Source organism: Furfurilactobacillus curtus (genome assembly GCF_054657915.1).
Map to the genome: position 1 here is coordinate 1,801,545 of NZ_BAAHXU010000001.1, position 23,051 is coordinate 1,824,595.

Below are 23,051 nucleotides of genomic sequence, written 5' to 3' on the forward strand. Positions count from 1 at the left end.
GGCCCTAGAAAGCGGTTTTGATCACCGCTTTCTAGGGCCCTATTTTGGTCAATATATTAGAAATTTTGATGATAAGTTACTGGAAAGCGCGTCAGCGTGATTGGTACGTCGGGTTGAGCGATCCGTTGCAGTAGTGTGGTGACCGCCGCGTGACCCATCTGATAAGTGGCCTGTTGGGCTGCCACTAAAGGGACTTGTAAAAAATCAAACCACGGCAAGTAGTCAAAAGTGGCCAGTTTTAAAGTGATTGGTTGAGCCATGGCGTGCAGTGCAGTTAAGACTTGTGCCAAAATAACAGTGTCCGTCACCAGTAAGCTATCGACGTGCGCTTGTTGCTGTAATTCATGGACCGCATGGGTGGTCGTCGCTAGCGTATAATCTGTGTACCGAACTAAATTGCGTTTTGCCGGCAACTGATTAGTTAATAACGCTTGTTGATAACCGTTTAAACGTTCGTTAGCCGAAAAAGTCACTTGACCGCCAAGAAAACCAACCCTGTGAGCGCCGCTGTCTAGTAAACATTGGGTTAATCCGGCTGCGGCCGTTGGGTTATCGGTCAAAATGGCGTCATAGCGATTAATGCTGGCAGTGTTGGGGAGGCGGTCAACAAATACGGTAGGGGTTGTTTCCGTGAGGTCTTCGTAATTGTCAATGCCGCCAGTACTAGCGACGATTAACCCGTCAACCATTTGCCCGGTCAACGTTTTTAACACGTTAGTTTCTTTGATGGCCTGTTCATCCGTGTTGAATAAGATTAAGTGATCACCAACTCGACTCAATTCATCGCTAATGCCCCGCAGCAACTCAGTGAAATATGGATTTAAAATGTTACTAACCACAACACCGACTGCGTTTGTGCGTTGATTACGCATGCTTTGGGCCAGCGTATTGGGACGGAAGTTTAGTTCATTGGCGATTTGCTGCACGCGCTGGCGAGTCGCTAACTTAACGCGTGGACTATCCCGCAGTGCGCGTGAAACAGTCGATGATGCTAGCCCGGTTCGTTTTGCAATATCAGCAATGGTGACTCGTTGCGTCATGACAGGAGCTCCTTTTTGGATAAACGGCAGACCAGCTTAAATTTCGATGCCATCACAATGGTCCACTTCATGCTGAATAATTTGGGCAGCTAAATCAGTGAATGTCTGGGTGTGCGACTTAAAGCGAGCGTCTAAGTAGTCGACCGTAATTGTTTGATAGCGGGTGGTTTGCCGTTGACCTGGCCAAGACAAACAGCCCTCGGTCGCGGTGTAAGTCCTCGTTTTTTGGGTGATGACTGGATTAATCAGTGGCAACACTAATGGGCCTAGATAGATGGCGATGATTCGCCGATTCACACTGATCATATTGGCCGCCATGCCGACTGCTTCATTTTGGTGAGCGCGCAAAGTGTCGACTAGGTCGATGACAGCTTGCTGGTCAGCAAGGGTCGCTGAGGGAGCTATCTGGGACAAGGTTAAAGGGTTTTTATTGATTGGTTGAATCATGGTGACCTCGTTGAGTAAGGGAATGCGGTAAGTGAAAGAGTTGACGTAAGGTGGGAAGTCGCGTTAACGAGTAGAAACCAAGCACTAACCCCAAGGCATTATTTAGCAGATCGTCAATTGCCACAGAGCGACCGAGGTTGACCAGCTGATCGAGGATAAATTGACCAGCTTCGTTCGTCAGTCCTAGGGCTAACCCGATCAAGATGACCTGGCGCAAGCGAAGACGCCGAACACCAAAAAGTCGTAAATAGACACCGGCAGGAAATGTCATCAGGACATTAAAGATTTGTTGACTGTCAATCGTTTGATAGGGGTGGGTGATTACGATCGCTTGTCCAATCGTGTGATAGACATAATGAAAGTGGCTAAAGGATAACGGAAATAATGCCGGCATAAAGACTAAGGCCAACCCACACCAAGCATAGACATTAGCGGAAATAAGCGTGATCTTTTGCCACACGTTTGCGCTTGGGAGCTTCCCTAGGTAGGCTGTGAACCAAATTTGGAAGCTGGTTAAGATTAAGATCAGCGGTATAAATTTAATCAATAATGGCATGGCAATCACGCGTGCGGCATCATTGTCACGTGTTTAAACGTGGCAAAGTAGTCGAAAATTTGGTCGATGGAGCTGGCATTGACCATCAGTTTCAAATCACTAATCGGTAAGAACTGCGCCTCTGCTGCGTCGACAAACCATTGCCATAGAGAATCATAGAAGTGATCGATGTTAAAGAGTGCAATTGGCTTGGTATGAATATCAATTTTACTCCATGACAACATGGTGCCTAGTTCTTCAAAGGTGCCGAAACCACCGGGTAAGACGATAAATGCGTCGGAGAGCTCTAGCATTTTTTCTTTACGCTCATCCATGGTACTCACTTCGACCAAATCGGTGAGGTTATTACTTTCAGTGCTGATTTTTTTGAGAAAACGCGGCATAATTCCGGTTACCCGTCCGCCGGCATCGATGGTTGCATTGGCGACAGTGCCCATTAAACCATCAGACGATCCGCCATAAACCAGGCGGATATGATGGTCCGCTAAATAAGCACCCAACAGCGCTGCTTGAATGGCATATTCTGGGTGACTCCCGGGTAACGAGCCACAAAAGACGCAGAGTGAATTGATCTTTGCCATGGGTTGACACCTCCGTTAAAAACTTCTGTGGATTAGTATACCATGATGATTTGTACAGATGAGACAACACAGTGAACAGGATAATGAATTTTATTGAAACGAGTTTGGGACAACAGTAAAGTTTCACTTCCAACCTTAATTAGTCAAAATGCGGGTAGGCACTATGACTTTCAAAAAATAAGTGAATTAGTTCAAAAGTAGACCAATCTAAATCGATACTGATCTAAGTGGCCAACCCCTTGTAACCTAAAAAAGGCGACCAGCTTGCTCTTGGACTGAGCAGGCCGGTCGCCTTTTTATGAGGCGGTTTTTATATCTTGTAGTCGTTATCGTCCATCGCTTCAACATTGCCGAGTCGGTAACCGTTACCGACTTGACTGAAGAAGTCGTGGTTAGAGGTGGAAGTGGAAATACCATTCATGACGACGGGATTTACATCTTCGGCGCCTTCAGGGAAGAGCGGTTCTTGACCTAAATTCATCAAGGCTTTATTGGCATTGTAACGGATGAACTTCAAGACATCGTCGGCCCAGCCAACGCGATCGTAGACAAGGTGAGTGTACTTTTCTTCATTGTCATAAAGATAGTACAAGAAGTCATACATCCAGTCCTTGAGTTCTTGCTGTTGATTGTCAGTCAGGTCTTTCATTGCCAGCTGGAATTTGTAGCCGATATAGGTACCGTGCACGGATTCATCCCGTAAAATCAATTTAATAATTTCCGCCACGTTGTTTAACTTATTGTGGCCTAGGTAGTACAACGGTGTGTAGAAGCCAGAGTAGAATAAGAATGTTTCCAAGAAGACACTGGAAATCTTTTTCTTCAACGGATTTCCGTCGTCATGATATAACGTGTAGATCCGTTTGGCTTTGTTTTGTAATAGGTCTTCTGAGTCACTCCAATCAAAAATTTCATCAATTTCATCAGGCGTGTTCAATGTTTCGAAAATGGTGGAATAACTCTTGGCATGGACGGATTCCATGAATTGAATGTTGTTTAAGACCGCCGTCTCGTGAGGCGTTCGCACGTCACGACGTAAGGCAGCCATCCCATCTTGAGACTGCAACGTATCTAACAAGGTTAAGCCACCAAAGACGTGACCGACGACCCATTTATGATCGTCATCTAAGGTGCGCCAGTCGTCCATGTCATTAGAAACGGGGATCCGTGTGTCTAACCAGAATTGTTCCGTTAACTTTTCCCACGTTGCTTTGTCAATTTCATCTGAAACTTGATTCCAGTTAATGGCCTTATAATAACCGTTTTCCATAAAAACTCTCCTTACTCGCTGGCAGTCGCTTAATCTGGATTAACTTTTAGATACTGCAACTTTCACATTCATTAGCACCGACTTCACCATCATTATCCGTGAATGTCCGGACATAGTAAACCGACTTACAACCTTTTTTCCAAGCGTAGTAACGAAGAATGTTGAGGTCTCGAGTAGTCATTTTATCGGTGCGACCAGCTTTCCAATCGTATAGGCCTGCTGGGATGGTTGACCGCATGAACAAGGTTAAGGCCATGCCCTGATCGATGTGTTCTTGGGCGGTCGCGTACACATCAATGACTTTTCGCATGTCAATGTCATAAGCAGACTTGTAATATGGCATCGTGTCATTAGACAGATATGGGGCTGGGTAATAAATCTTGCCGATTTTCTTTTCCTGACGTTCTTCGATGCGGTTTACGATCGGATTCAGACTGGCTGTCGTGTCATTGATGTAAGAAATGGAACCATTTGGGGCGATTGCCATGCGGTTTTGGTGATACAAGCCGTCCGTCATGATAGCTTCTTTTAGCGCGGCCCAATCCGCCTTAGTTGGGATGAAGATTCCGTCAAACAACTTGGCAACTTTTTGGCGGCTTGGTCCCCAATCTTCGCTGATGTACTTGTCAAAGTAACTGCCATTTGCGTAATCTGATTTTTCAAAACCACCAAAAGTTTGATGACGTTGGGCGGCAATTTTGTTGGAGGCTTTTAGAGACCAGTAGTTGAGTAGCATGAAGTACACTTTAGTGAAATCTAGGGCATCTTCATCACCATATTGCATATGATTTTTGGCAAAGTAAGCATGTAACCCCATGGCACCCAAACCAATCGCATGACTCTGGTCGTTGCCGTATTGTACACTAGGCACCACGTCGATATCACTGTGGTCTGTGACGTAGGTGAGGGCGCGGACCATCGCTTCAACGGAGTGGCCGAAATCAGGTGAGGCCATCAAGTTAACGATGTTAGTGGAACCAAGGTTACAACTGACATCTTTTCCCAAAACTTCATATTCTTGTTTGTTGTTAAGGGTTGAAGGCGTCATGACTTGGAGAATTTCAGAACACAAGTTACTCATGATGATTTTGCCATCAATCGGGTTATGCATGTTAGCCGTGTCAATGTTAACTACGTATGGGTAGCCGGATTCTTGCTGTAACTTACTGATTTCTGTTTCCAAAGTTCGGGCGCGAATTTTCTTTTTATTGATGTTCGGGTTGGCCACCAAGTTATCGTACTCTTTGGTGATATCCACGTAAGAAAATGGTGTGCCGTACTCTTTTTCGACACTTTGCGGTGAAAAGAGGTACATGTCAGCGTCATCAGCGACTAACTGATAGAACTTATCAGGAATTGTAACCCCTAATGAGAGCGTTTTGACTCGAACTTTTTCATCGGCGTTTTCTTTCTTCGTCCCCAAAAAGCCGATGATGTCAGGATGAAAGACAGATAGATAAGCGACCCCGGCACCTTGGCGTTGGCCTAATTGATTCGAATAGGAAAAAGAATCCTCCAACAACTTCATGACTGGTACGACGCCAGAAGCAGCGTTGGCGATGCCTTTGATGGAGGCGCCAGCTTCCCGTAAGTTTGACAGGTTAATGCCAACGCCGCCACCAATTCTAGACAACTGAAGTGCAGAGTTAATGCCCCGTCCGATCGAGTTCATGTCATCGGTTAAAGATAAGACAAAACAGGAGACTAATTCACCGCGGCGGGCCCGGCCGGCATTTAGGAAACTAGGGGTGGCCGGTTGGTAACGCTGATGGATGATTTCATCAGCTAAATCCATGGCTAATTGTTCATCGCCGTCGGCAAAGAAAAGGGCATTCATGGCGACTCGATCAATGAAATTTTCTAAATAGGTTTGGTTATCATTGGTCCGTAAGGTGTATTGCGCATAATATTTGTAAGCAGCCATAAAGGTCTTGAAGTGGAAATTTTGGGCGCGTAAGTAGTCGTATAACTTTTCGACAAAGGCAAAATCGTATTTCTCGAAGAAGTCCCGTTCGATGTATTCATGATCTAATAAGTAGTCGAAACGTTCCCGCAACGAACCAAACGTCATTGTATTGGGTTTGACGTTTTCATTGATGAACGCATCGAGGGCTTGTTGGTCCTTGTCGAGTTGAATTTGACCGTTCACCGGAATGTTAATCTCGTTATTTAGGTCGTAATAAGTCACATCAGTTAAGTCTTTTAAAGCCATGCCAGCCACGCCTCCAGATTTTTGTTAAAAGAAAAGACGCACGCAACGTTCACGTGCGCCAGAAATTACGACTTGTGTCTTTAACTATGCGGTCGCAAGGCGAGCAAGTACGTCTGGTCGGAAACCAGAGACAGCATCCAAACCATTCGCATCAACCACTGGCATTGCTTGAAAGCCTCGACCCTTTAAGTAGTCGATTAATTCAGGGTGCTGATTAATATTACGTTCTTCAAACTCCACGTTGTGTTCGGTCAAGAAACGCTTTGTCATCTTACATTGAATGCAATTATCCTTCGTAAAAACCGTTACTTTAGCCATAATGGCCACTTCCTCTCTGCGGGTGTAAATTACTTCTTGATGACTATTAGTATAAAGTCTGCCACCGTAAATGCAACTAAAAACACCACATTTTGTGTCGTCTTTTTGAAGATGACCACAAGATATGGTGTGCGAGTAAGGCTGGTCGATTTTAAATTTTTTTCGCGTTGCAAGTGAGCGTCAATCCCGTAAAATAAAATCAGAAATGAGGTCAATGACAAGCAATGAATAATCATTATTATACGCCAAATCCGGAGACAGTCCACCACGAAGCGACGTGGAATTTTCAATTATTAGGTCACGAATTGCATTTCACCACGGACAATGGTGTTTTCTCAAAGCGCACGGTTGACTATGGTTCACGTGTTTTATTAAGCACCGTTGATCTAGACCACGTTCCGTCAGGTAAGGTTTTAGATCTCGGATGTGGTTACGGCCCAATTGGGCTAGCAGTGGCTGCAGCCTACCCGGAGCGACAACTTGATTTAGTCGATGTTAACGAGCGTGCGCTAGCGCTGGCCAGGCGAAATGCAATACAAAATCAATTAACCAATACTCACATCTTTACGTCAGATCGTTATGAAGCGGTCACCGAACAGTACGCAGCGATTTTAACGAATCCGCCGGTGCGGGCTGGCAAGCAAATTGTTGACGATATGATCACCGGTGCCCAAGGTCATTTAGTTATTGGTGGTGCCTTAACGGTGGTGCTACAAAAAAAGCAAGGCGCACCATCGGCAAAGAAACTAATGGCCGCGACGTTTGGTAATTGTGAAGTGGTCAAAAAAGATAAAGGCTACTATATCTTGCGGTCAGTTTTGACGGAGCCAGCGGCATGAGCAATCGTCAAAGCATCGAATTGACAGACGACCAAATTGACTTTGGCATGCGAGAAGCTTTGGCGCAGGCACGGATTGCTGGTAGCGTGGGCGAAGTTCCCATTGGCGCGGTCGTGATGCATGAAGGCCAAATTGTTGGTCGCGGATATAATTTGCGGGAGCACGCCCAAGATGCCACTTTACATGCTGAGATAATGGCCATCAGTGAAGCCAATCACACGTTAAAGACGTGGCGTTTGTCGGACTGTCAGTTATTTGTCACCATTGAGCCATGTCCGATGTGTAGTGGCGCAATCATTAATGCGCGGGTTGGCGCGGTCTATTTTGGCGCTCGCGACCCTAAAGCTGGAACGGTGCGTTCGCTTTACCAATTGCTGGAGGATGGGCGGTTCAATCATCAAGTTGAGGTTCATGAAGGCATCATGGCTGAAGCTGCTAGTGGTTTGATGCAAACGTTCTTTAAAGCAATTCGTTTGGGGCGTGGTAAGCCTAAGCCGCGACAACATTAATTTTTATCGGGATGTTTTCGGACAAAGTGGTGGCAATTTTGGGATGAGTAAGGTAGTATATATAGTTGCCGAAAGGCCATGAGGCAAGGTCGCCCTCACGAATTGTGTCAGGACCGGAAGGTAGCAGCACTAAGTCTGCGGCGGTTTGTGCTTCATGTTTATAAGACATTAACGCGTTTGGCCATGGGCTGAACGCTTTTTATTTACGTCAAAAACCAGTATACTGTTAAGAGAATTTTGTTGGTTTAATCGGAGAATGGAGACGGATCGCATGAGCTATCAGGCACTTTATCGCGTGTGGCGACCGCAACGATTTGACGAAATTGTTGGGCAACAAGTCATTACGCAAACATTAAAAAATGCCATTATGACGAATCAGACTAGTCACGCCTATCTTTTTTGTGGCCCGCGGGGGACCGGAAAGACGTCAGCGGCGAAGATTTTTGCCAAGGCGATTAACTGTCCCAACCAGCAGGACGGGGAACCGTGTAACCATTGTGAAATTTGTCAGGCAATTACGGATGGCACCTTGAATGATGTTATCGAAATTGATGCGGCTTCTAATAATGGTGTTGAAGAGATTCGTGATATTCGGGATAAGGCGAAATACGCGCCAACTCAAGCAACCTATAAAATCTATATCATTGATGAAGTTCATATGTTATCTACTGGCGCCTTCAATGCCCTATTGAAAACGCTCGAAGAACCGCCAGCTAACGTGATCTTTATCTTGGCGACCACAGAACCACAAAAAATTCCGGCGACGATTATCTCGCGCACGCAACGGTTTGATTTTAAACGGATCACAGCTCAAGAAGCGATCGATCGCATGACGTTTATCTTGGACCAAAAACAAGTGAGTTACGAGGCTGATGCCTTACGCGTTATTGCTAATGCGGCTGAAGGTGGCATGCGCGATGCTTTGAGCATTTTAGATCAGACCCTTTCCTTTGGCGACAATATCGTAACCCTAACTAATGCCTTGCTAGTCACGGGGAGTGTGACAGAGTCACTGTTGACTGATTACGTCGCAAAAGTTGTTGACCACGATCCGACCGCTGGGTTAGCCGCACTGCAGAAAGTTCTCGATGATGGGAAAGACGCGGGCCGCTTTGTCGAAGATTTAATTAGCTATGTGCGTGACTTGTTGTTGTACCAAGAAGCCCCCGCGATGGTGACCGGCAGTGATCGAAACAATGAAGCGTTTCAGCAATTGAGCCAGTCAACAGCGCCTGATGTGTTCTATCAAATGATCAACGCGCTGAATGAGGTTTCCACACAGTTACGGTTTACCACGCATCCAGATGTCTATTTGGAAGTCTTAACGGTAAAATTGGCGCAGATTAAAGCACATGCTGATCAGTCAGTCCCCATTACAGATGGCGCGACGCCAGCAACGTCAACGACCGATTCAGCATCGGTTGTCGCACTGCAACAACAGGTCACCGTGCTCAAACAACAGTTAGCGCAATTGATGAGTGAACCAGCTACCAAAACAGCCATTGTCCAAGCTACTCCTGACGATAGCACAGCTACAACTACTTCGATGTCAGCTAGTTCATCACCAGTCCGATCAGCTAAGTCAGCCGGACAAGCTAAAGCTAAACCAGCGTCCCCAGCTAGCCATCAAGGAAGTGGCGTCAATTTGGCTAAAATTTATCCGGTGCTACGGTCAGCAACTAAGCGTGACCTAGATGCGATGCGGGAGGTCTGGGATCAATTGTTGGGGATGTTACCCATCACGCAGCGTGCGATGATGAATGTCTCCAAGCCAGTAGCCGCCAGTGGCGAAGGAGTTATCGTCTCCTTTAGTTATTCGTTTTTCTTTGATAAGGCGGCCAGCGATGATGAACTTCGACAAACCTTGCAGGATGATCTTAATCGATTGACGGGTGAAGTGACAACGGTTTTATTCGTACCAGAGGACCAGTGGCCGCAGATTCGCAAGGATTTCTTAACTGATCACAAAGACGAATTAACTACTGGTAGTGACACGAATAACACGTCAGCCAGTTCGCAAGCTGTTGTGACAACGGCTGATTCGATGGCAACTGCGCCAAACGTGGGTAGTTCTGAGGATGTCCAGTCGACTGATGAAGAAAATGATGGCATTAGTGAACCAGTGAATGATATTGTTGCTAAAGCCCAAGCAATTTTTGGCGCCGATAATGTGACCGTTAAAGATGATTAAGGTAATGTCGTTAAAAACATTTTATGGAGGTAACAACTTATGATGGGTGGCAATATGCAAAGCTTGATGCGTCAAGCACAAAAGATGCAAAAACAAATGAAGGTCGATCAGGAAAAATTAAACGCGCAGACGTTTACCGGCAAAGCACCTGATGATTTAGTGACGGCAACCTTTACTGGGGAACACAAGATGACTGATTTGGTCGTCAACCCAGCTGCAATCGACCCAGATGATCCCGATATGTTGGCTGACATGGTACTGGCAGCGGTTAACGATGCCATGAGCCAAATTGATGAAGCGACGCAAGCCACCATGGGGAAATATTCCCGTGGTATGGGCCTGTAGTCAGGTGTAAGTGAGGTAGAGAATGGATTACCCAGAGCCAATTGCCCAACTGATTGAAAGCTATATGAAGTTGCCAGGAATTGGAGCCAAAACAGCCACCCGGTTGGCTTTTTACACGATTGATATGGATAGTGATGATGTCACTGGTTTTGCGAAATCCTTAATTTCAGCGAAGCGTGATCTGCATTTTTGTTCGATTTGTGGCAATATTACGGAAGCGGATCCGTGTGTCATTTGTTCGGATAAGACCCGCGACCAGACAACCATTTTGGTGGTTGAAGAACCCAAGGACATCATGTCGATGGAAGCAATGCGTGAGTATCATGGATTGTATCATGTCTTGCATGGGGTGCTTTCGCCAATTGAAGGCAAGGGACCTGAGGATATCAATATCACCAGTTTAGTTAAACGCTTGCAGGAGCACAGCGAAGTTCAAGAAGTTATTGTTGCCACTAACGCAACGCCAGAAGGAGAAGCAACCGCAATGTATCTATCACGGTTGATTAAGCCAGCGGGAATCAAGGTTACGCGACTGGCCCATGGACTATCCGTCGGTTCCGACATTGATTATGCGGATGAAGTGACTTTATTGAAAGCTGTTGAAGGACGTACAGAAATGTAAAGGGTCTCACTTTATGGAGGAGTAATGATGTGGTTTAGTCATCGGCGTTCACGAATGCGCGCGCAATATAATGAAGTCCTCCTGGATGATATCGATTATGCTAAGCGCGTCTGGGATCGGGCAACAGAAACTCAAAATGCCGTCGTTGAGGATGACAATGGACGTGAATTAATCGCCCAAACTGCCTTAGCACGACAAAAATATTTATTATTGTTTCGCGAGGCTCGGATTCGTCAGGTCCGCGGTCGGTTGCAAGCTTCTGTATTTGATGAATAAAGTATCTATTTTGATAACTTTTATATTACTTCTTTGTAACGACTGTGAATTTTAAAGTAATTCACAGTTTTTTTTTGTATGATAGTATTGCTGTATTCTTATTTTAAGAATGCGGTTGCGGTAAACTACATAAGTATCTGAGGAATTAAGGAGTTTGGTTATGGAACAAAACATGAGCCTAATGCAGGCTTGGCGCGTGGTTCAGAAGCACTTTTTGGGAATCGTTTTACTAGGAATTATTGCTGGGGCAGCCGTTTGGGCCACCGCGACGTTTGTGATGACACCTAAATACAGTGCCAACACACAAATTTTGGTTAGTCGGAAGAGCGACAACAGTACTAACAATGGCGCGCAATATTCGGATCAACAAGCGGATATTCAAATGATCACGACCTACAAAGATATCATTACGAATCCGGTGATTTTAAACGGTGTGAGTCGCGAACTGGCCCATCCTGCTAAAATTGTGGAACAACCAGCGGTAAAGGCCAAGTATCGAACGAATGCGGATGGCACCCGAATTCTGGTGCAAGCTGCTAAGCCAGCGGTGACACGATCAAGTAGTGCGCAAACTTACAACGTTTCACCAACACAACTGAAAAAAGCAATTAGTATCAGCAATCAACAGAACTCGCAGGTCTTTGCGGTGACTGTAAAAGCTACTGATCCGGCCGAAGCGGCCCGGATTGCCAATGTGACGGCCCAGGTCTTTAAACGACAAATTAAATCAATTTTATCTGTGAATAATGTGACCATTGTTTCCAAAGCAGTCGCAAATCCAACAAAGATTTCTCCACGTACAACTTTATTAACGGTGGCTGGTATTGTTCTTGGACTAATGCTAGGTCTGGTTATTGCCTTTGTTCGTGAATTGACTGATCGGACGGTTAAAGACGAAGCAGCTTTGAATGAGATGCTGGGATTGACTAACTTAGGGCATGTGACCCGAATTTCTGGTCAACAGAAGATTACCAAGGTGATTGCTGATGTCCTACAACCTCGGTCTGACAGTAATAGTGGCCGTAGTGGAGAACCAAAGCATTTATCAAGTCGAGTTTAGCAGCGTTATAGGTTGAAGGAGAGAAAAATGGCATTATTTCATCGTAAGACAAAAAAACTTTCTGAAGACACGATGCTAAACGGGGCGAAAGTCATCACGGCTGTTCACCCAAAAGCAATCGTCTCAGAACAATTCCGTACGATTCGAACCAATATTGAATTTGCATCAGTGACACATCCTGTAAAAACCATCATGTTTACGTCGGCTGATGCCAGTGAAGGCAAGTCAACCGTTTCAGCTAACTTGGCCATTACGTGGGCCCAACAAGGCAAACGGGTATTATTTGTGGATGCTGATTTGCGACGGCCAACCGTGCACAAGACGTTTAGCGTCGAAAATGTGAATGGACTGACGAGCATCCTCGCACAGAACAAGGTCGAAAATTACCGCGACCTGGTCCAGACGACGCCTGTTGAAAATCTGTATGTGGTGACTAGTGGACCGGTGCCTCCCAACCCATCAGAATTGTTGAACTCTAAACGGATGGACACCTTGATTAAGCGAATGCATGATGACTTTGACATGGTCGTCTTTGACGTGCCGCCAATGCTAACTGTGACTGCCGCCCAACTATTGACCGCTAAAGTTGACGGCGTGGTGTTGGTCGTTCGTTTCGGGGTCACCAATAAAGCTGCTTTATCGCGAACTAAGGAACTATTGGATTTGGCTCACGCGAACGTGTTAGGCTATGTTATGAACGATAGCACTGGAGAATCAGAACGCAGCGGTTATGGCTACGGTTACGGTTATGGCTACGGATATGGTTACGGGAGTACGGAGACGAAGAAGGATAAATAATCATGGCAGTTGTTGATTTGCATTGTCACCTATTACCCGGTGTGGATGATGGGTCTAAGAACATGGAAATATCATTAGAACTGGCGGCTGACGCAGTTGATAACGGCGTGACCCATGCTTTATTAACGCCACATCATCTCAATGGGGTTTACGTAAACCATAAGGCGGATGTACTAACGGCCACCGCTAAGTTTGCTGAGCAATTACAACTCAATGGCATTGATTTAAAAGTGTTTCCTGGTCAAGAAGTGCGGATTAATGGTGATTTACTGACCGCTATAGATCAAGATGATATTCTGTATGCAGACGAGACTGGCAAGTACATGATGCTGGAATTTCCAGACAATGAAGTGCCAGCCTACACCAAGGCAATGATTGCTGAAATTGAGCAACGTGGCGTGATCCCAGTGATTGTTCATCCAGAACGCAATACGGCCATCTTAGCTAAGCCAGAATTACTCCTTGAACTAATCGGACAGCACGATTGTTTAGCTCAATTGACGGCCAGTAGTTATGTCGGGACATTTGGCAAAAAAGTTGCCAACTTTAGTTACCAACTCATTGAAGCTGGGCAAGTCAATGTGTTAGCGTCGGATGCCCATCATTTACCCGGTCGTAAGTATGAGATGCGGCAGGCATTTGAAAAGTTGACTAAAGATTTTGGCGCCGATCGAGCGGAACTTTTTGAGCGCAGTGCCGAAAATATTTTAAATGGCAACCCCGTAGAACGCCCCATTGTTTCAGAAATTAAAACAAAACGGCGCGGTCTGTTTGGGTTTAGACGATAATCCTAAAATGCCACACCAATGTCTGTGAAGACGTTGGTGTGGCATTTTTTATTATTCAATTGTAACGGTATAGGTGGCTTGTTCGCCGACGACGAGTCGTTGGAGCCGCTGCAATAATAGTAGCAGCCAGGCAAATGCCATGGTAAAGCCGATTAATTCATAGGCCGTCAGTGATAAGTAACCAATCGGCTGAAATAGTAACGAGGCGGTGACAAGTAATCCACCAATGACGTAGGATAACGTGATGAATTCAGGCGTTAAGCGGGGTAGAAAGTAGCGAATGCCAATAATAATAGCAATGATGCAGTAGACCATCAGTGAAGCCATTTGATCGTGGATCAGATGCAACCATCCGCGGCCATTATTGGCAAATACGCCCACGCCTGCTAATGAAAGCGCCGTTAAAGTTAACAAAATTCGCAATGTGATGAGTCGGCGAGTTGTGCCAAAGCGTTTCTGCAAATTGACAAAAATAAAATCGACTAATGCCAAAGTTAATAGCGCCGATACAATCAACGTCAAATTAAATTGCCAACTGTAACTGGCTTTTTGGGTCCCCAAGAAGCTGATGTTATGTTCCCACCAACGTTTATTACTATTTGTGATCATGGCAGATAGGGCACCGCCAACAATGACGGAAATTAGCAATAGGAAAATCATATTGGCCGATAGGGCTGTTACTGAGAGAATCATCAAATAATTAATTAAACTGACGAACAAAAAGAAGAGAAAGGTAGATGTAAATTGGTCAAAGGTGACGCTTTTAAATAAAATCCCCATAAACCAGAAAAATCCCAACACGGCAACAGTTAAAATGACAATAAAAGATAGTAGGATAGTAGGAAAACTGCGCCAATATAGTGAACCTGTTAGCCAACGTTGAATGTCGCGCTTTTGAATGAAGTAAAAAAAGATAAAAGATAACGAACCGGTAATCAATCCCAATGTAATCACGGCACTAGCAATCGAGTCATTACCAGTTAACGCAATTTGTGTTTGGTTACGACTGGCAAAGTAACCGAAAAAGATGAGACTAGCTAAAATTGATGGAATTAGGAACCAGCGCGTCGGCAAAGTCTGTTGTTCTCGTGTGGCGTGTTGGGCTTTTAACGTCACCTGTTGACTGTCATCAGCCGGCACGGTGATTTGTAATTGGTCGCCGACATGAAGGCGAAGCTGCTTAATGACAGCAGCTGGTAGTGCAATTTTATGATTGTCTGAGGACATAATGATTTCCTTTTTTACGAATGGTTGTCAAACAAGTACTGTGTTTCATTTTACAGGTTTTAAAACGATTGCGCATGAAAACCCCCACGGAAAAACATCTTAGTGAACGAAGCGGGTCATTTGAAAAATGTTTGATTACATTAAAATGAGTATGCTAATATAAATCTAATCTTAAAACCAGTTTATTGGATGAGTTGAGGTTAATTGAGGTGTGATAAGGATGACTGAAGTATTCGATCAAGCTCACGATCCGGTGAAATTAGCGACGATCGCAAGCTTTTGGCAACGGTTTTTGAACAGTAACGACTTGCCTGTTTTACCGCAACCAGAACCGTGGGGATTTGGCAACAATCCTCAGATGGCTAACGATTTAGCCCAATTGGTGGTCCAGGGCATTAAAACGGCGACTTCATCAGCCGTTACTGACCCAATCAATGAGCCACCGGTACAAGTTGGGGATTACGATATTGTTTTGGATGGTCAACAACAGCCGGTGGCGATTATAAAGACGGTTGTTCAAGAAACAATGCCGTTTAATCGAGTAACCGCTGAGCATGCCTATCACGAGGGGGAAGGAGACCGAACCCTCGCCAATTGGCGGAGCGCACATGAAGCGTTTTGGCGACAAGAATTAGCGCAGGAGGCGATTAAATTTAGCGATCAATTGTCGGTCTCTTGTGAGGTGTTTGAGTTAGTCGTGACGCCAACGGATTTGGGGATGAATGAAAATGGTAATTGAAAATGACTTCATCGGTCCACGGGTTAGCTTAGCTGCGTTCAAATCAACGGACGCTGATATATTGGTACAAACCCAATTTGATCCTGCTTTGATTGCGATGGCGACAGATAATCGATGGCCACGTGACGCTGCTAGATTTGTGCAAGAATTTTCATCGCAGTCGCTTGTGATGACATTAATGGTTCGTCTTCGTGAAACGCAAGCATTGTTGGGCTGGTTAAGATTATCGGACATGCAGCTTAAAAATCGTGGTGCAGTGCTCAGTATTGCCGTTTTAAATGAACAAAATCGACATCAAGGGTACGGCCGAGAAGCAATCCAGCTCGCCTTACAAATTGCCTTTAATCAACTCAATTTGCATAAAGTACGGGGGTGGATTAACGCGGATAACTTGTCTGCGCAACACTTATTTGAGCATGTCGGCTTTAATAAGGAAGGCACACTGCGACAGCAACGCTTCATATCGGGGCAACGCGTGGATCAGAATTTGTATGGGTTATTGCAGAATGATTGGCGAAGTGAGGGTTAATCAATGAAATCTTTATTTAAAACGGAGCGTTTGTTGCTGACAGAGGCTTATCCGGGTGATGCAACCTATTTTGCTCGCCATCAATTGGACGATAATTTTGCTCAGTTAAGTGCTTGGGACGTTGAAACCCCGCGTTCGCCGCAACGTTTTATTAATATGTTAAATGCCACTAATCCGACCCACTTTATCTTTGTGATGCGTCTGCAATCGACGGATCAGCCGTTGGGTTGGATTGAATTGACTAACGTGAGCTTAGCGGACCAAACAGCCGAATTGGGAATTGGCATTTTTGTGGGTGCCCAACGCAATCATGGTTACGGTCGCGAAGCAATCGAAGGTTTGTTAACTTGGGGATTCGGTGAATTGGGCTTATTTAAAATTAATTTGTCAGTTAACGAAAATAATCCCATGGCGATCCATGTCTATGAGCAGGTGGGCTTTAAACGAGAAGCAACTGATCGTGAAGCACTATTGGCTGACGGACGATGGCTAGATCGTTATGTCTACGGATTGTTGCGTTCGGATTGGCGTCAGTAAACGAGTGGCTTTGATTAGTTAAAGCTTATTTCAAACAAAAGAATTCCCATCATGAGCAAACCGTGGTACAATCACTTAAATTATTAGGAACGGGGGGCTTGCTAGATGGAAACCCTATTAGCAATTTTATTAATGATCTTGACGGCAGTGGTTCTAATTTGGAGCGACTTCAAAGTTGCGATTCGTCGACCACCGCGGACAAAAACACTAAAGGAAGATTTGACTGAATAGCTAATGTAATATGCCTTAGACGAAAAATCATCGCGATTAAGTGGTGGTTTTTTTGTTTCGCTCAGATTTCATTGTCAAGTTCCATCGACCTGTTGTCTGTGGTAGCGCTCGATACCCCCGGCTTGCTTGGCACTGCTTTCTTTAATGGCAAAAGACTTGAAAAGTGAAGCGTTGGGCCGATATAATGAGGGCGTAAGTTACTTGGCAATTAGGAAAGGCAGGTGGGCAATATGTTTACAACAGATTATCAGCTTGGTTCAACCAGCGACGATGGTCCCGCGTGTTTGCAGTCAGAAGACGGACATAGATCCCGCCTAGCTAACTGTGGACGCGTCAAATTTAGCAACTAAGCGAGAGGAATGCTCTCATGCAAGAATTTAACGGTGGTTCAGTTCACTGTCTGGTTGATCAGAAGTCGTTTGATCTAGTAGATGGTGTTTTCCTAGAAGACTTGGATGGTTCCTTAAAGGCGTTGATTCGTCAGGACTTTCCCAAGGCGACAAACCAAGATTTTATCTGTAGTGAACATTTGGTTCATTATCGTTTATTAAAAATGGATCAAATGATTGCCAAAGACTATCGGCAAAATCATAAGCTTAATCAAAAGTTGACGCGTGTTTTAGCAAAAGACACCTATCAAGCGATCGATGTTCGGGAGCAATTGGAACATTCACTAACAGTTGGTCAGCGGGTTGCGGATGCTGTCGCGCACTTCGGTGGGAGCTGGCCCTTTATTATTTCATTTATTACGGTCATGATTGGTTGGATTGTGATTAACTCGTTGCACCTGTTTGGTGTCCATTTTGATCCTTATCCTTTCATTCTATTGAATTTGTTCTTAAGCATGGTGGCGGCGATTCAGGCACCGCTCATCATGATGAGTCAAAATCGGGCGGCTGAATATGATCGGTTACAGTCGATTAATGACTATCACGTGAATTTGAAATCAGAAGAAGAAATTCGCGTGCTCCATTCTAAGGTCGATCATCTTATCCAACAAGATCAGCCGAATCTGTTGGCGATTCAAAAGATTCAAACAGAAATGTTGGGTTCTATTGAATCTCAGGTCAATGAACTACGACGTCTGCAGACATCCTTTGACCAGCAATTACCACCTTCGAAATAGATTTTGATCGCGACTACCATTGGTGGTCGTTTTTTTGTGCAATCGTATTGTAAGCCGCGCTAATCTAATCTTTTTCCTAATCGTGAATACTATTGTACTTGGCAAGGCATGCTGAGTAGCGTATCCATGAGCGTTGAATTGAGTTGGTACGAGCTTATAAGTACGAAAAATTGCGATTCATTTCGATGTCGCTTATTTTAATATTAGAACAGTAGGGGAATCGTTGTATCAACCCACGGCTCAATTAATTTGATGTGGAAAGGAATGTGCACTTATGACAAGTAAACCAAAACGTGATTTTCATGTAGATGAATTGATGAATCCTGACGATACCGTCTTTACGGTGATCGATTATCAACCAACACAAATCAATTCAATTAATTCGATGGACCGGGCTCAACTAATTCGAAACATTGTCGTCACACAGAAAATTATTAACGCCTTTCATATTCCGACGATCCTCTCAACTGTTAATGTTGCTACCGGTCGCAATCAAGATACGATTCCTGAATTGAAGGCTGTTTTACCCAATGTTAAATCATATGATCGGACTTCAATTAATGCCTGGGAAGATGAAGATTTTTACAATGCAGTGAAAGCAACGGGTAAACACAAAATTATTATTGCCGCTTTATGGACGGAAGCTTGTTTGACCTTTCCAACCCTCGATGCAATGCGGGAAGGGTTCGAGGTCTTTCCGGTTGTGGACGCGGTGGGAGGAACTTCAGTCACTGCGCATGAAACTGCGATTCAACGGGTTACCGCTGCTGGAGCGCAACCGACCACGATTGCTCAATTAGCGTGTGAATTACAGCGTGATTGGAACAGGACTGAGACAGTACCCGACTTTACTAACTTAATGACTGAAGCAGGTGTTTTCCTGAAATTAAGCTAATAACTAGACAAAAGGAGGCAAAGATATGTTAGATGTTAAAGATTCCATTGATCGACTACAATGGACCGTCGATCATCACTTTCTACACATTCAGGCGCAACATGAATTTATGCGCGCTTGGGCAGTTCAGTTTGAGATGGCGTACACCGATTTTCGGGTGATTCAAATGGCTTTACAATTAGGCGGCGAAGAAAATCATCCATTGTTAAAAGCGTTTGCAGCTGCTTACGAAGATGTTTACCAATACGAGTATGAATTTGCCGCTGGTGGCTTAGAGGGCTTCAACGCTAAGTTCGGTGCAGACGATATGACCAAGTACCAAGCTGCGGTGAAAACGATGGATGGCCTTATTGAACAGATCAAAGCGGTCAAGGTTGATTATTAATTTTGAAATATAAACATCGTTAACAACGAAAAAATCCTTAACTCGGTTTTAGAGTTAAGGATTTTTCTTTTTGACTCGTATGACAGATGGTTATGTTTATCAGCGTTAGCTAAGTTTGCTACCTTGTCCTGCAGCAAAAAAATTATTTAGCGGTTGTAACACTTCTTTGTTGGCGGGCTTTAACCATGCGATAGATGACTAGAATGGCGGCTAATGCAGATAGCCCAGTCGCTAGTAAGAATACATTGCTGAAGGCCCGCAGGAAAGCAGGCCCGACTGTACGAGTGATCTGGTGAACGCCAGGAAGTTGAATGAATAGGACTGATGAAGCTAGACTAATTCCAGTGGTCATCCCTAGTGTTCGAGCTAATGAACTAAATGAGCCAGCCACGCCAGAGAGTTCATGGCTCACGACACTCATCGTAAGAGCATTGTTAGGCGATAAGAAGAAGCCCATGCCGAAACCGTTAATTAAGATTGGGACAATGATGCGTTCCCAATCCAAGTTAGCAGGATACAAAACGTAACCGACTTGAGAGATCGTTAAAAAGATTAAACCAGTTAGCGCTAGTAAATTACGATCAATCCGTCCCGCAAGAAAGCCAGCTAAAGGAGATACACATAGCATAATGACCGATTGAAGTCCCATGATTAGTCCGCTGACGAGTGGTGACAAACCAGAGTAATTTTGAAGATAAAATGTTAACAGAACATTGGAGAAAACATTGACCATCATCGTTAAAAATAAGGTGGCAATCGACACCATGTAGGTTGGATTGTGCATCACTTGTGGTGAAATCCAGGGTTGTTTGGATCGATCATCTTGAATGAAGGCGGCAATGGTTATTCCGCCTCCGACGACGAGTAGAAGGACACCCAACAAAACATTGCTCATAGTGCCCTGGAAAAATTGACTGCTGAGAAAGAAAATAATCATCCCGATCGTGAATAAATTCTGACCAGTCCAATTTGAACCATGAGCAGACTGACGAATGGCGTGCAGTGTTTCATGCGGTGTCGGTAAATCACGAAAACCGACGAATAAAACAATTAATCCGAACGGCACATTAAATAAAAAGATACCTCGCCATGAGAAGACAGCCATTAAAAAGCCCCCCAGCGCCGGCCCGGAAATGGAGCCCACCGAGGTGAACATTGAAATCGTTGCGAGTGCCTCAGCTCGCTGCTGGTTGTTAGTGGCGTCAGTCACAATGCCCATGGAATTGGCCATGATCATCGCTGATCCTACTGCTTGAACCACACGTCCCACCAGCAATAGCCAAAATGCTGGGGCGAGTCCGGACAAGGTAGACCCAATGATGAAGATAAGCCCACCATAGAGGAAGATGAAATTCTTAGAAATTAAATCACCTAAATGACCGAATAAAACGAGTAGAATGGCGGTCGTGATTAAGCCGGTTTGTAAAACCCATACGGAAGCTGAATTTGAAACACCCAATGCAGTGCTAATCTTGGGTAATGCCAAGTTGACACTGGAACCAGAAATGCTACTCATGAGCGAGAATAGGCCAAGAATTAGTGTGATTTGAAGTGTGTTTTGCTTTTTCATCGCTGATCGCCGCCTTTTATTAAACACTTAACTAACCTAACTATAAGCGCTACTGGACATTTTGGCGAAGAAGTTTCCTTGATAATCGTGGCTAGCTGAATTGAGCGTTGTAGAGCTTGGCGTAAGCGCCATTGGCCTTTAGCAGTGATTCATGAGTGCCTTGTTCAACCAAATGACCGTCATCCATGACGATGATTTGATCAGCGCTGTGGATAGTGGATAGACGATGAGCGATGACAAGTGAAGTTCGAGCTTTCATGAGGTTTTCTAAAGCATGTTGGATCGCTTTTTCTGATTCGTTATCTAGACTAGCGGTGGCTTCATCTAGGATGACAATTTGAGCATTCTTAAGCAATGCTCTAGCGATTGACAGCCGTTGTTTTTGTCCCCCAGACAATTTGACGCCACGTTCACCCACCTGCGTCGCTAACCCATCCGGCAGACTGTGAATAAAGTCGGCAATATCAGCCATTTGTGCCACCTGCCAGACTTCATCATCAGTGGCATTCTCACGACCGTACAGAATGTTGTCCTGAATGGATCCATCAATGATGTAGACATCTTGAGAGACGATCGCAATGTTTTTGCGAAGCGAGCTTAGACGGATATCTTTAATCGGGACACTGTCAAAGCCAATCGTGCCGCTATCTATGTCATATAAGCGGTCAATCAAGCGTGTTAGCGTTGTTTTGCCAGAGCCAGAGTGGCCAACCAAAGCCGTGGTTTTACCAAAAGGAATCGTAAACGTGATGTCAGTAACCGCCGGCAAAACCGGGCCATTTTCAGAAACGTCGCTGTCTGGATAGGTAAACGACACATGATCTAGGGTTACACCTTGCTTGATTGCAGGAAAGTTCACGGGGTTAGGCGCGTTGGTAATGGCAGGCTTGAGAGCCAAAATATCCATAACCCGGCCATAAGAAACCAATGATTGTTGGAGTTGATTAAGGATTTGAGTAAAAGCACGAATTGGCCCCTGTAACATGGCCACATAACTCAGATAAGCCACCAATTGTCCAACCGTTAGCTGCCGGCGAATCACAAAGTACGCCCCGAGCGCCAAGATGATTGCCACACCAAGGTAGTTTACAAAATCAATCAAGGGAGAGAAAATTGCTTGGTTTTGAGTGGCGTTGATCATGTCCTGTTTGTTCGTTTGGGCATAGGCACCAAAGCGATTCTCCTCTAGATCTTCATTGGTGTAGCTCTTAATCAAATCAATTTGGGTTAAGGTATTTTGCATTTGGTTTGACATCTGCGCTTGCGACGCTCGGGCCGCACGAAAAGCGTTATGAATCCGTGTACGAAAAACGCGGTAGATAAGAAACATCAAGGGGAATGTCAACGTAACCGCGACGGCCATTTGCCAGTTAATGATAAAAATATAGATCCAAACGAATATAAAGGTAACGATGCTACCAATCATGGACAACATATTCGCGGAGATGAGACTCTGCAAATTGCTAATGTCACTGGTTAAGCGAACCATTAAATCCCCAGTTTTACTGGATTCAAAAAAGTGCGTATCCAAACGCAAGGTGTATTGGTACAACTCGGTTCGTAAGTTGGTGATGGCTCCTTGACTCATGATCCCCATATAATAGGTGGATAGATAATTTAAAACACCTAAGGCAATGGCGGTGCCTAAGAGACCTAAGACCACTTCTGTTAAAAGGCCAAGGTCACGACGAGGGATGACGTGGTCAATGATGTATTGTTCATATTGTGGAATGACGAATTCCAATAATGAAATGACGGTCAATGCGAGAACATTAAGTCCTAATAGCCAACGTCGATTGAGAACCTGACCGAAGACAAAACGAAACATCTGGCCCGTTGTGACTGACGTGGTCGTCGTTTGATTCTTCATAAGCAGCCTACCTTTTTTGATCTAACGGTAAGCTATTCGCTGGTTTGAGCCAAACATTTGTACTTCGCGAGTTAGGCGGTTGGGGCGGTT

Annotated in this window: 26 protein-coding genes and 1 other RNA gene; 17 read left to right on the forward strand and 10 right to left on the reverse strand. The window is 44.8% G+C overall.

All coding sequences use genetic code 11. The annotated features are described in order from the left end of the window. Positions 1 to 56: 56 nt before the first annotated feature. The 7 genes from ACYQ0Y_RS08380 to nrdH form a co-directional block, all read right to left on the reverse strand. Positions 57 to 1,040, reverse strand: coding sequence for a LacI family DNA-binding transcriptional regulator (locus ACYQ0Y_RS08380; RefSeq protein ID WP_407883252.1), 984 nt, complete (start codon positions 1,038 to 1,040; stop codon positions 57 to 59). Positions 1,041 to 1,076: 36 nt separating this feature from the next. Beyond that, positions 1,077 to 1,487: a peptide deformylase gene (locus tag ACYQ0Y_RS08385; RefSeq protein ID WP_407883254.1), complete on the reverse strand. Its 411-nt coding sequence runs from the start codon at positions 1,485 to 1,487 to the stop codon at positions 1,077 to 1,079. Continuing rightward, entirely contained in the window at positions 1,468 to 2,043 is a 576-nt protein-coding gene (locus ACYQ0Y_RS08390; RefSeq protein ID WP_407883256.1) for a VanZ family protein, read from the reverse strand. The genes ACYQ0Y_RS08385 and ACYQ0Y_RS08390 overlap by 20 nt, the downstream gene beginning before the upstream one ends. A gap of 5 nt (positions 2,044 to 2,048) precedes the next feature. Further along, a complete protein-coding gene (locus ACYQ0Y_RS08395) occupies positions 2,049 to 2,624 on the reverse strand; it encodes an LOG family protein (protein WP_407883258.1) in 576 nt (191 codons plus the stop codon). Between the two features lie 310 nt (positions 2,625 to 2,934). Continuing rightward, complete coding sequence (gene nrdF / locus ACYQ0Y_RS08400; RefSeq protein ID WP_407883260.1) at positions 2,935 to 3,894, reverse strand: class 1b ribonucleoside-diphosphate reductase subunit beta; 960 nt, start codon at positions 3,892 to 3,894, stop codon at positions 2,935 to 2,937. 46 nt (positions 3,895 to 3,940) lie between these two features. Next, the gene (gene nrdE, locus ACYQ0Y_RS08405) at positions 3,941 to 6,106 is read right to left on the reverse strand and encodes a class 1b ribonucleoside-diphosphate reductase subunit alpha (RefSeq protein ID WP_407883262.1); all 2,166 of its coding nucleotides are present in this window, start codon (positions 6,104 to 6,106) and stop codon (positions 3,941 to 3,943) included. Positions 6,107 to 6,190: 84 nt separating this feature from the next. Then, positions 6,191 to 6,424 (reverse strand): glutaredoxin-like protein NrdH, encoded by a 234-nt coding sequence (nrdH, locus tag ACYQ0Y_RS08410; protein WP_407883264.1) that lies wholly within the window; start codon positions 6,422 to 6,424, stop codon positions 6,191 to 6,193. A 224-nt stretch (positions 6,425 to 6,648) separates the two neighbouring features. Between nrdH and ACYQ0Y_RS08415 the strand changes: the two genes are divergently transcribed. The 10 genes from ACYQ0Y_RS08415 to ACYQ0Y_RS08460 all read left to right on the forward strand — a co-directional run bounded on the left by ACYQ0Y_RS08415 (position 6,649) and on the right by ACYQ0Y_RS08460 (position 13,852). Then, positions 6,649 to 7,263, forward strand: coding sequence for a class I SAM-dependent methyltransferase (locus ACYQ0Y_RS08415; protein ID WP_407883267.1), 615 nt, complete (start codon positions 6,649 to 6,651; stop codon positions 7,261 to 7,263). Further along, positions 7,260 to 7,772 carry a nucleoside deaminase gene (locus ACYQ0Y_RS08420; RefSeq protein WP_407883269.1) on the forward strand — a complete coding sequence of 171 codons (513 nt, stop codon included), beginning with the start codon at positions 7,260 to 7,262 and terminating at the stop codon, positions 7,770 to 7,772. The genes ACYQ0Y_RS08415 and ACYQ0Y_RS08420 overlap by 4 nt, the downstream gene beginning before the upstream one ends. 75 nt (positions 7,773 to 7,847) lie before the next feature. Continuing rightward, positions 7,848 to 7,934, forward strand: an RNA gene (gene ffs / locus ACYQ0Y_RS08425) — signal recognition particle sRNA small type. A gap of 109 nt (positions 7,935 to 8,043) precedes the next feature. Next, positions 8,044 to 9,963, forward strand: coding sequence for a DNA polymerase III subunit gamma/tau (gene dnaX, locus ACYQ0Y_RS08430; RefSeq protein WP_407883271.1), 1,920 nt, complete (start codon positions 8,044 to 8,046; stop codon positions 9,961 to 9,963). 39 nt (positions 9,964 to 10,002) lie between these two features. Further along, positions 10,003 to 10,308, forward strand: coding sequence for a YbaB/EbfC family nucleoid-associated protein (locus ACYQ0Y_RS08435; protein ID WP_407883273.1), 306 nt, complete (start codon positions 10,003 to 10,005; stop codon positions 10,306 to 10,308). 22 nt (positions 10,309 to 10,330) lie between these two features. Further along, positions 10,331 to 10,930, forward strand: coding sequence for a recombination mediator RecR (gene recR, locus ACYQ0Y_RS08440; protein ID WP_407883275.1), 600 nt, complete (start codon positions 10,331 to 10,333; stop codon positions 10,928 to 10,930). Between the two features lie 24 nt (positions 10,931 to 10,954). Further along, complete coding sequence (locus ACYQ0Y_RS08445) at positions 10,955 to 11,206, forward strand: YaaL family protein (RefSeq protein ID WP_407883277.1); 252 nt, start codon at positions 10,955 to 10,957, stop codon at positions 11,204 to 11,206. Between the two features lie 160 nt (positions 11,207 to 11,366). Further along, complete coding sequence (locus tag ACYQ0Y_RS08450) at positions 11,367 to 12,266, forward strand: YveK family protein (protein ID WP_407883279.1); 900 nt, start codon at positions 11,367 to 11,369, stop codon at positions 12,264 to 12,266. A gap of 27 nt (positions 12,267 to 12,293) precedes the next feature. Then, positions 12,294 to 13,064: a CpsD/CapB family tyrosine-protein kinase gene (locus ACYQ0Y_RS08455; RefSeq protein ID WP_407883281.1), complete on the forward strand. Its 771-nt coding sequence runs from the start codon at positions 12,294 to 12,296 to the stop codon at positions 13,062 to 13,064. Positions 13,065 to 13,066: 2 nt separating this feature from the next. Beyond that, positions 13,067 to 13,852, forward strand: coding sequence for a tyrosine-protein phosphatase (locus ACYQ0Y_RS08460; RefSeq protein WP_407883283.1), 786 nt, complete (start codon positions 13,067 to 13,069; stop codon positions 13,850 to 13,852). A gap of 51 nt (positions 13,853 to 13,903) precedes the next feature. Here the strand turns inward: ACYQ0Y_RS08460 and ACYQ0Y_RS08465 are convergent, their stop codons facing one another. Next, the gene (locus ACYQ0Y_RS08465; protein WP_407883285.1) at positions 13,904 to 15,079 is read right to left on the reverse strand and encodes a DUF998 domain-containing protein; all 1,176 of its coding nucleotides are present in this window, start codon (positions 15,077 to 15,079) and stop codon (positions 13,904 to 13,906) included. A 220-nt stretch (positions 15,080 to 15,299) separates the two neighbouring features. Between ACYQ0Y_RS08465 and ACYQ0Y_RS08470 the strand changes: the two genes are divergently transcribed. From ACYQ0Y_RS08470 to ACYQ0Y_RS08500, 7 genes are all read left to right on the forward strand, one after another. Then, a complete protein-coding gene (locus tag ACYQ0Y_RS08470) occupies positions 15,300 to 15,818 on the forward strand; it encodes an ASCH domain-containing protein (protein WP_407883287.1) in 519 nt (172 codons plus the stop codon). Continuing rightward, the gene (locus ACYQ0Y_RS08475) at positions 15,808 to 16,347 is read left to right on the forward strand and encodes a GNAT family N-acetyltransferase (RefSeq protein ID WP_407883289.1); all 540 of its coding nucleotides are present in this window, start codon (positions 15,808 to 15,810) and stop codon (positions 16,345 to 16,347) included. Before ACYQ0Y_RS08470 ends, ACYQ0Y_RS08475 begins: the two co-directional genes overlap by 11 nt. A 3-nt stretch (positions 16,348 to 16,350) precedes the next feature. Further along, positions 16,351 to 16,884 (forward strand): GNAT family N-acetyltransferase, encoded by a 534-nt coding sequence (locus ACYQ0Y_RS08480; protein ID WP_407883291.1) that lies wholly within the window; start codon positions 16,351 to 16,353, stop codon positions 16,882 to 16,884. Between the two features lie 105 nt (positions 16,885 to 16,989). Beyond that, positions 16,990 to 17,115, forward strand: coding sequence for a hypothetical protein (locus tag ACYQ0Y_RS08485; RefSeq protein ID WP_407883293.1), 126 nt, complete (start codon positions 16,990 to 16,992; stop codon positions 17,113 to 17,115). A gap of 367 nt (positions 17,116 to 17,482) precedes the next feature. Next, a complete protein-coding gene (locus ACYQ0Y_RS08490; protein WP_407883295.1) occupies positions 17,483 to 18,241 on the forward strand; it encodes a DUF1003 domain-containing protein in 759 nt (252 codons plus the stop codon). Positions 18,242 to 18,515: 274 nt separating this feature from the next. Next, complete coding sequence (locus ACYQ0Y_RS08495; protein WP_407883297.1) at positions 18,516 to 19,136, forward strand: isochorismatase family protein; 621 nt, start codon at positions 18,516 to 18,518, stop codon at positions 19,134 to 19,136. 25 nt (positions 19,137 to 19,161) lie between these two features. Beyond that, positions 19,162 to 19,521 carry a hypothetical protein gene (locus ACYQ0Y_RS08500; protein WP_407883299.1) on the forward strand — a complete coding sequence of 120 codons (360 nt, stop codon included), beginning with the start codon at positions 19,162 to 19,164 and terminating at the stop codon, positions 19,519 to 19,521. Positions 19,522 to 19,663: 142 nt separating this feature from the next. On the opposite strand, the gene ACYQ0Y_RS08505 is transcribed toward ACYQ0Y_RS08500, so the two are convergent. Then, positions 19,664 to 21,091, reverse strand: coding sequence for an MFS transporter (locus tag ACYQ0Y_RS08505; protein WP_407883301.1), 1,428 nt, complete (start codon positions 21,089 to 21,091; stop codon positions 19,664 to 19,666). 91 nt (positions 21,092 to 21,182) lie between these two features. Then, positions 21,183 to 22,961, reverse strand: coding sequence for an ABC transporter ATP-binding protein (locus ACYQ0Y_RS08510; RefSeq protein WP_407883303.1), 1,779 nt, complete (start codon positions 22,959 to 22,961; stop codon positions 21,183 to 21,185). Between the last annotated feature and the right edge of the window lie 90 nt (positions 22,962 to 23,051).